Below are 6,722 nucleotides of genomic sequence, written 5' to 3'. Positions count from 1 at the left end.
CGGCGATCAAAGACGGGCTGGACATGATGGTGGATTCCTCATTCTCGCCCTACGTCATACGGCGGACTTGCTGTTAGCTACTGGCCTCACCCAACCCTGACACGTAGGGGTTTCCGCGCCGGGCTGAACCTATCCTGAAGTGTCTTGCGAACGATCGTTACCGTACGCCACACTCCTTGGCGTCGGATATTCGACGAATCCCATCGCCACCCCCGTTGATCCCACTTGTTCGGGGGTCTGTCGGACTGGTCTCCCGGCTGCTAGACAGAAGGGTGCCTGTATGGATGGGCGCTTGGGGGAATTGACGTGGGGCAACATGGGGCATGGTCCTAGAGACTGGAACCCGCCGGGATATTGGGACGCACCGGCGGCCAACACAATCACACGCCCCCGCAGTAGGTACGTTGCGACCCAGCCGCGCGCCAGGTCGAGCAATTTGACTGGCTTGCTGGCCGTCGCGTTAGGCCTCTTCTCTACTCTCTTGCCTCTCGCTCATCCGGACGTCAGCACGGGGTTCCGCGGATTTGCCTTCACGACTGCCGGCATCACAGCGATCTCGCTCGCCATTCGAGCAACGCAGCTGCGACGGGAAGGCCGAGCGTCGAGCCGGTTACTGCCCGCAATCGGCGGCACTCTCGGTGTCGCCGGGACACTGCTGTCCATTTGGAGCCTGGCGTTCTTCTATGCCCCAAACGCCGTACCCCCCATGCCGAGCCTGGCTTCGCTAACCGCTCTGACCCAGCCCATGGCCACCGCGCCTGGTGTCCTCCCACAGGCGATCCCGGCAGCCCCGGCACCGCAAGTAGTTCCAGACGCCCCAGCGACGATGCCGCTGGCCACCACGCCACGTTCTCCCGAAGAAACCCGTGCAGCCATGCAGATGGCAGCCGGCACGATCTCGTTTGTCCTCAAGAATCTACAAACGCCTGGACAACCATGGCCGACGGAACTCCTCATCAACGCGGACAACATGGTCTCGACACCAGAAGGCCATGCGCTCTTTCAAATCCCTGTGGGCACAACAGGCGGATACGCACGGAGCACTAGTGGGGAGAATTATCGCCTCACGATCAGCGACGACTCCTCGGGTGCCGGCGTAACCTTCGATTCCGCAACTGGCCTCGTGACCAACAACTGACCGCATGATGAACAAAGCAACCGCGGGAATCGCCATCCCTACAACTCCGCGACAAGCACCAGCCCGGTGCACATCGACGCCTGGTCGGCAGGCGCCAATCACACGAAGCCGTCCTTATCAACGACGACGGACGCTTCCGAGCGCACTTCCCCACAAACGAAATGAGTGACCAGCAGATGTCCTCCTACCCGCAGCAGCAGATCATCTATCAGCAGGTCATCAAGCCACCCACCAACGGCATGGCGGTCACCTCACTTGTTCTCGGCATAGTCGCCATCGTCACCGGGATCTGGATACCCATCCCGATCCTCGGGCTGGTCATGATGTTCTTGGCCTTCCTGCCTGCAGTGCTCGCTGTGATCTTCGGCCACGTTGGATTGCGAAACGCAAGCCGCCTCGGCGGCATCGGACGCGGCGCCTCACTCACAGGGCTCATCCTGGGGTACGTCACGCTCGGCATTTCCGTGATCACGACTTTCCTGTGGATAGTCACCGCAGCGGCGGCATCAAGTTCAGGCCAATAGAGTCTCCCGGGCGTGTCCCGCCATCGTCCAACCCCGTCAATGTCAGGGCACCTCCAAGAGCCTTGCCAGCGAGTGTCAAGAAATGAAGAAACCGAAGTTATCTGACCGCAGTCCCACGCTCCGACCTGACGTCCAGTTGGGGTGTACCCCAGCTGTCATGAGCGGATACCCACTCTGGGGGTGACCTCTGGCCCAATGCCGACCTGCGCCACCGATAGGTTCAAAACATGCCTGAATCCTCGCTGGACGCCTTTGCAAGATTCTTGGCCAAATGGTTTGTAAAAGGCCGGCGTGCTTCGGGCGCCATTTACGAAGCAGTTAAGCCTTACCTGGCGAAGGCATTCACTGCGACTTTCGGGACCCGAAAGAGAAAGATTCTCGCTGCTTCACTGGCTCTGGCGATCCTGGTCGGGGTTACGGGTATGACCGTTGGCGGCAACTATTCCGAGGAACAGGCCCGCATCGCCGCAGTCGCTGTCAAGGCTGAGAAGGATGCGGCGCTTGCCACGGCTGCCGCGAGCCGGAAGCTTGGGGATGCCAGGTCGGACGCGGCAGAGCGCCTGATCACCGGTGAAGGCTTCCGCGTCGAATCAGCAGACTATGCAGTACCTGAAGACACAGCTGCTTTGGAAGCTGCCCTCACGAAACTCAGGACGATCCATTACAGCGGCACCGCAGCAGAGGTTTCAACTGCCTCCTCAAAGGTGTCAATCTGGGTTGAAACGATCGGAGACAGACCGATCCCCCACGACTGGCGGATCAGCTGCAACGACGCCAAGTACACGGCCCACGATTTCCCCACCTTCCGGGACGTTTGGGCGTCAACGCTGGAACTCGTCAGCTGCACCCCCGGCACCATGACGGGGGACTTCTATACGGACATCCAGAACGCAGCTGTGGCATCAGGCGCGTCACCGAGCATCGACAAGGTCGGAACTTTGTATGCCGTCTGCGCCGACTTGAGCTTCGGCACATACGGCTCACTGGCGAGCTATTCCGACTCTCAAGTGAAGGAACTGACTGGCGCTTTGACCATTTGCCCTGACCAGCCCAGCGCGCCCCTTATTCAATTGAAGATCACGGCCCAGGCGAAGGCAGCTGCGGATTTGGCATCAGGTGCCGTGTTCGGATCAGGCGTTCGCCGAATCGGCGAAAATATCCAGCCCGGGGTCTATGTCTCCGAAGGGTCGGCTGGGTGCTACTGGGAACGCCTCGATTCAACGGGCGAGATCATCGACAACAACTTCATCATGGGCGCCACTCGCGCCCAGGTGACGGTCCAGAGCTCGGACTACTCATTCAATTCCACGGGATGCTCCCAGTGGAGAAGGCAGTAACTGGGGCGCTGCACAGCCTTTCAGGCTGGGCGCTGGCGAGTGTCAGCAACTGCCAAGAGTCCTTCGCCGCGCCGCATGCAGGATTGGCGGAGCGATGTCCTCGGCCGGCGCTAACGTCTGTAACAGAAACTTGATTTTGGGGGAACCATGGATTTTGCGGAGCTATTGGCGGCATTGGCACTGAAAGTGCGCAATCAGCGCGGTGCGATTCAAACCGAGGAAGCGACGAAGAACGCATTCATCATGCCGTTCATCTCAACAATCCTGGGCTACGACGTTTTCAACCCGCTTGAGGTCGTTCCTGAGTTCACCGCAGATGTCGGCGTGAAGCGCGGCGAAAAGGTTGACTACGCCATCATGCGTGACGGCGAGGTACAGATCCTCATCGAGTGCAAGAAGTCATCCGAGCCGCTCAAGATCGAGCATGCGTCCCAGCTTTTCCGCTACTTCGCGGTGACCAATGCCCGCATCGCCGTTCTGACCAATGGCGAAACGTACCAGTTCTACACCGACCTTGACGCACCCAATCGCATGGATGAGAAGCCGTTCCTCGTTCTGGCCCTGCTGGACATTGATGAGACCCTCATCCCCGAGCTTCGGAAACTCACCAAGGATGTTTTCGATCTCGATTCCATCATCAGCTCCGCCGAAGAACTGAAATACATAGGCCAGATCAAACGTACGATCGCAGCCCAGTTCACGGAGCCACAAGATGAGTGGATTCGCTTCTTCACGACCCGAGTTTATGAGGGAGCGTTTACACAAAAAGTACGCGAGCAGTTCACTTCGCTGGTCACGAAGGCTACGAAGCAGTACCTGAACGATCAGGTGAACGCGAGGCTGAAGACGGCCCTCGGCGGGTCGAACTTCTCATCTTCGGACGCGGCTGCCGAGACAATGAGCAGCATCCCGGTTGCTCAAGATGACCTGGACCGCGATACGGAAATCATGACCACCCTGGATGAGCTTGAGGGATACCAGATCGTGAAGGCAATTGCGTGCAGCGAGGTCAAGCCTCAGCGCGTTATGCATCGCGACGCGAAGTCCTACTTCGCAATTCTGCTTGATGACAACAATCGGAAGCCGATCGCTCGCTTGCACTTCAATAGCAAGAAGCAGAAATATATCGGGATTTTCGACGGCGATAAGGTCGAGACGCGCCATCCAATTGATTCACTCGACGAGATCTATTTGCATGCAAGTGCAATCCGGGACACCGTTCGGATTCACCAGGGCTAGTTCGTCCAGCGGCATTGATACCCACCTCCAAAGCAAGTTCGCCATTCCTGAGAGCTGTGGGTGGGGGAACTGACGCGCCGGCGGTCACCGGGTGTGCCGCGACCCTACCGGTCCCAGGTGATGTGCCGCGACCCTGCCTTCGGATGTACGGCTCCTTCCTGGCTCTTGGGGCAGAGACGGAAGGGAGCATCCCGAGTTACTTGGTTCCGCATGCTGTTCTCCCCCTTCGGGGTGATCGCCCTGCTTGACGAGCATCGTTACGCTGAGAAAGAGCTTGGGGAGCGAATATGGAGTACGTTTTTATCTGGATTATCGGGTCCGTTGTCGGTCTTGCCATTACGTACGCCGTGATTCAGGCGGCAGTGCGCTCAGCGCTCTTCGGTCACTACAAGGTAGTCAGGTGGTACGAGGCAACGGGCGAGTGGCTGCCCAGCTACGGTTCGTGGAAGGAAAAGCCACGACAACTCGATGGCATCGCTTCGCCGCCGTCCAAAGCGGTCAGGTAGGCTCCGCGACTTCGCAAGGCCGTACAGTACGAATGAAGCTTCTTGATGGGGGATCGTGAGTAACGACGTTGAGGCGCCGCCAGGTTGGTACATCGACCCGAATGACGCGACGCTATATCGCTGGTGGAACGGCACCACGTGGACCGCGCAGTCATCCCCGGCGGCAACTGCACCCATCCAGCACGCGATCCCGATAGCACGTAGCCCCATCCGGCAGACTCCCGGCGCCAAGGACTCCACCACCGCATATCTGTTGTGCATTCTTCTAGGCGGAGTCTCCGCACACAATTTCTACCTGGGTCACATCCGCACTGCGATCATCTTCCTGCTTCTCTGGTGGGGAGGGTGGGTACTCACTCCATTCGGATTCGGATATCTACTACTCCTGGGCGCGGCAATCATGTGGATAATCGACCTCATCTACATGCCCGAGTACGTGCGGAGCGCCAACGCGAGGCTGCACGCAAACAACCGCCCGTGATCTCTCGGTCCGCGGTCTAACGACCTCCCTTGAAGCTCTTCCAATCGGCTGCGCTGGACGCCGGGCCCTACCCTTTTTTGGCCGCAGGCTCAATAAGGGCAGAATCCTCAGGATCGAGCGTGCGGACATTGTTCACAGTGCGGGCTACCGGGTACGCCGTCACGGTCCTGGCGACAGCCACGGAGCTGCGGTCAAGCATCGAGAGGGCTTCTTCCTGGTCGCTGATCTTCTCCGGCCGCAGCCATTGTTCCCACACGTCCGGGGTCAAGAACACGGGCATCCGGTCGTGGATCTCGCCTGACGCGTCTCGCGCTGCGCGCGTGATGATCGTGAACGTGATCTTCCACACGTCGTCCTCTTGCCGAGCGGCGTAGAGGCCGGCCGCGGCCAGCACATCGCCGTCGCCGTGGAGGAAGTAGGGCTGTTTCCCGTCGTCCATCTGCTGCCACTCGTAGTAGCCGGCCATGGGCACCAGGCACCGTTGGCTGGCAAACGCGCTGCGGAACATGCCGTTACTGGCCACCGATTCCAGGCGCGCGTTGATGGGGGCCGGGCCACCCGGCTTCGCCCAGCCCGGCTTCAATCCCCACGACGCCAGGTCCACGTCCCGCTGCACGGTTTCGTCGTGGATCCATTCGCGCACGACGGGTGCCGAGTCCGTGGGGGCGACACTATACGAGGGCTGCCAGTCGGCGGCGTTGTCGCCGGTGGCGTCGAAGAAGCTCAGCAACTCGGCTGAGGTGCTGGGGACCACGTATCTGCCGCACATGCAGTAGAAACTAGCTCTCCCGCGGCCTCGTCAGCAATGGGATCGACCTGCTGTTCTGAGCGTCGTCATGGGAGAAAAATCAGACGAGTTGCACGAAGTCGCACTCCGGCAGCACAATATGGGCCGTCATCGCTGCCCTCGATCGCCATGGGGTCCAAGCATCGTTCGCAGTTAGGCACAATGTCGTCGTCCATGTCAGTCACATCACGCGCACACCACTCTTGGGTGGCCACCCCCGAGGGACGGTCGCCTTCTCGCCAGACGATGGTGCCCCCTTCGGTGGAGAGCTACAGGGTTGATAGGGACGCCACATGCAAGCATATTCGTGCATGCAGTTATGCACGGATATGCTTGCATGTGGCGGAAGTGCCGCCCCAAATGAAGGGCAAGCTCGCGATGTACACGGTGACTATCAGGCGATTCCGCGATCTCGGCGCTGTCATCAAAGCGGTCCGCAGGTCCCGCGGCGTCCGCCAGGATGAGCTGGCCGAGGACCTGGCCATCACCCGCAACTATCTCCAAGAGCTCGAGAACGGCAAGCCCACCCTCTACATCACCCGTCTTTTCCGCGCCTTGAACAAACTGGGTATCACCCTCACCGTCACGTACACCCTCGGTAATAAGGCGGACGACCATGGCGTCAGCTGATATGTAGGGTCTTTTGTCAGGGGGCGTAACTCGCCGACAGCTGGAGGAGTCGCAAGCTATGCCAAGCGAACGCACCTCGA

General features: G+C 59.7%; 7 protein-coding genes. 6 read left to right on the top strand and 1 reads right to left on the bottom strand.

Annotated features, from left to right (window positions below):
• The first annotated feature begins 826 nt into the window (after positions 1 to 826).
• The 5 genes from E3O19_RS17280 to E3O19_RS18525 all read left to right on the top strand — a co-directional run bounded on the left by E3O19_RS17280 (position 827) and on the right by E3O19_RS18525 (position 5,225).
• Positions 827 to 1,138: a hypothetical protein gene (locus E3O19_RS17280; RefSeq protein WP_134569510.1), complete on the top strand. Its 312-nt coding sequence runs from the start codon at positions 827 to 829 to the stop codon at positions 1,136 to 1,138.
• A gap of 161 nt (positions 1,139 to 1,299) precedes the next feature.
• The gene (locus E3O19_RS17275; protein WP_174776959.1) at positions 1,300 to 1,662 is read left to right on the top strand and encodes a DUF4190 domain-containing protein; all 363 of its coding nucleotides are present in this window, start codon (positions 1,300 to 1,302) and stop codon (positions 1,660 to 1,662) included.
• A 227-nt stretch (positions 1,663 to 1,889) separates the two neighbouring features.
• Positions 1,890 to 2,999 (top strand): hypothetical protein, encoded by a 1,110-nt coding sequence (locus tag E3O19_RS17270; RefSeq protein ID WP_134569509.1) that lies wholly within the window; start codon positions 1,890 to 1,892, stop codon positions 2,997 to 2,999.
• 147 nt (positions 3,000 to 3,146) lie between these two features.
• Complete coding sequence (locus E3O19_RS17265) at positions 3,147 to 4,238, top strand: type I restriction endonuclease (protein ID WP_134569508.1); 1,092 nt, start codon at positions 3,147 to 3,149, stop codon at positions 4,236 to 4,238.
• A gap of 561 nt (positions 4,239 to 4,799) precedes the next feature.
• Entirely contained in the window at positions 4,800 to 5,225 is a 426-nt protein-coding gene (locus E3O19_RS18525) for an NINE protein (protein ID WP_241981464.1), read from the top strand.
• 67 nt (positions 5,226 to 5,292) lie between these two features.
• Here the strand turns inward: E3O19_RS18525 and E3O19_RS17255 are convergent, their stop codons facing one another.
• The gene (locus tag E3O19_RS17255) at positions 5,293 to 5,994 is read right to left on the bottom strand and encodes an SOS response-associated peptidase (protein ID WP_134569507.1); all 702 of its coding nucleotides are present in this window, start codon (positions 5,992 to 5,994) and stop codon (positions 5,293 to 5,295) included.
• Between the two features lie 378 nt (positions 5,995 to 6,372).
• Here E3O19_RS17255 and E3O19_RS17915 point away from each other — a divergent pair, with 378 nt between their 5' ends.
• Positions 6,373 to 6,642 carry a helix-turn-helix domain-containing protein gene (locus tag E3O19_RS17915; protein WP_166804611.1) on the top strand — a complete coding sequence of 90 codons (270 nt, stop codon included), beginning with the start codon at positions 6,373 to 6,375 and terminating at the stop codon, positions 6,640 to 6,642.
• Positions 6,643 to 6,722: the final 80 nt, after the last annotated feature.

It is taken from the genome of Cryobacterium algoritolerans, assembly GCF_004402785.1.
Lineage (GTDB): Bacteria > Actinomycetota > Actinomycetes > Actinomycetales > Microbacteriaceae > Cryobacterium > Cryobacterium algoritolerans.
Note: the sequence above shows the minus strand (reverse complement) of the source record. Positions and strands in the feature narration are given on the sequence as shown.

What these genes read in the sequence shown, in the direction of transcription:
- E3O19_RS17280 (WP_134569510.1), top strand. Translation starts at nt 827, where the DNA reads ATGCCGCTGGCCACCACGCCACGTTCTCCCGAAGAAACCCGTGCAGCC.
- E3O19_RS17275 (WP_174776959.1), top strand. Translation starts at nt 1,300, where the DNA reads ATGAGTGACCAGCAGATGTCCTCCTACCCGCAGCAGCAGATCATCTAT.
- E3O19_RS17270 (WP_134569509.1), top strand. Translation starts at nt 1,890, where the DNA reads ATGCCTGAATCCTCGCTGGACGCCTTTGCAAGATTCTTGGCCAAATGG.
- E3O19_RS17265 (WP_134569508.1), top strand. Translation starts at nt 3,147, where the DNA reads ATGGATTTTGCGGAGCTATTGGCGGCATTGGCACTGAAAGTGCGCAAT.
- E3O19_RS17255 (WP_134569507.1), bottom strand. Translation starts at nt 5,994, where the DNA reads ATGTGCGGCAGATACGTGGTCCCCAGCACCTCAGCCGAGTTGCTGAGC.
- E3O19_RS17915 (WP_166804611.1), top strand. Translation starts at nt 6,373, where the DNA reads ATGAAGGGCAAGCTCGCGATGTACACGGTGACTATCAGGCGATTCCGC.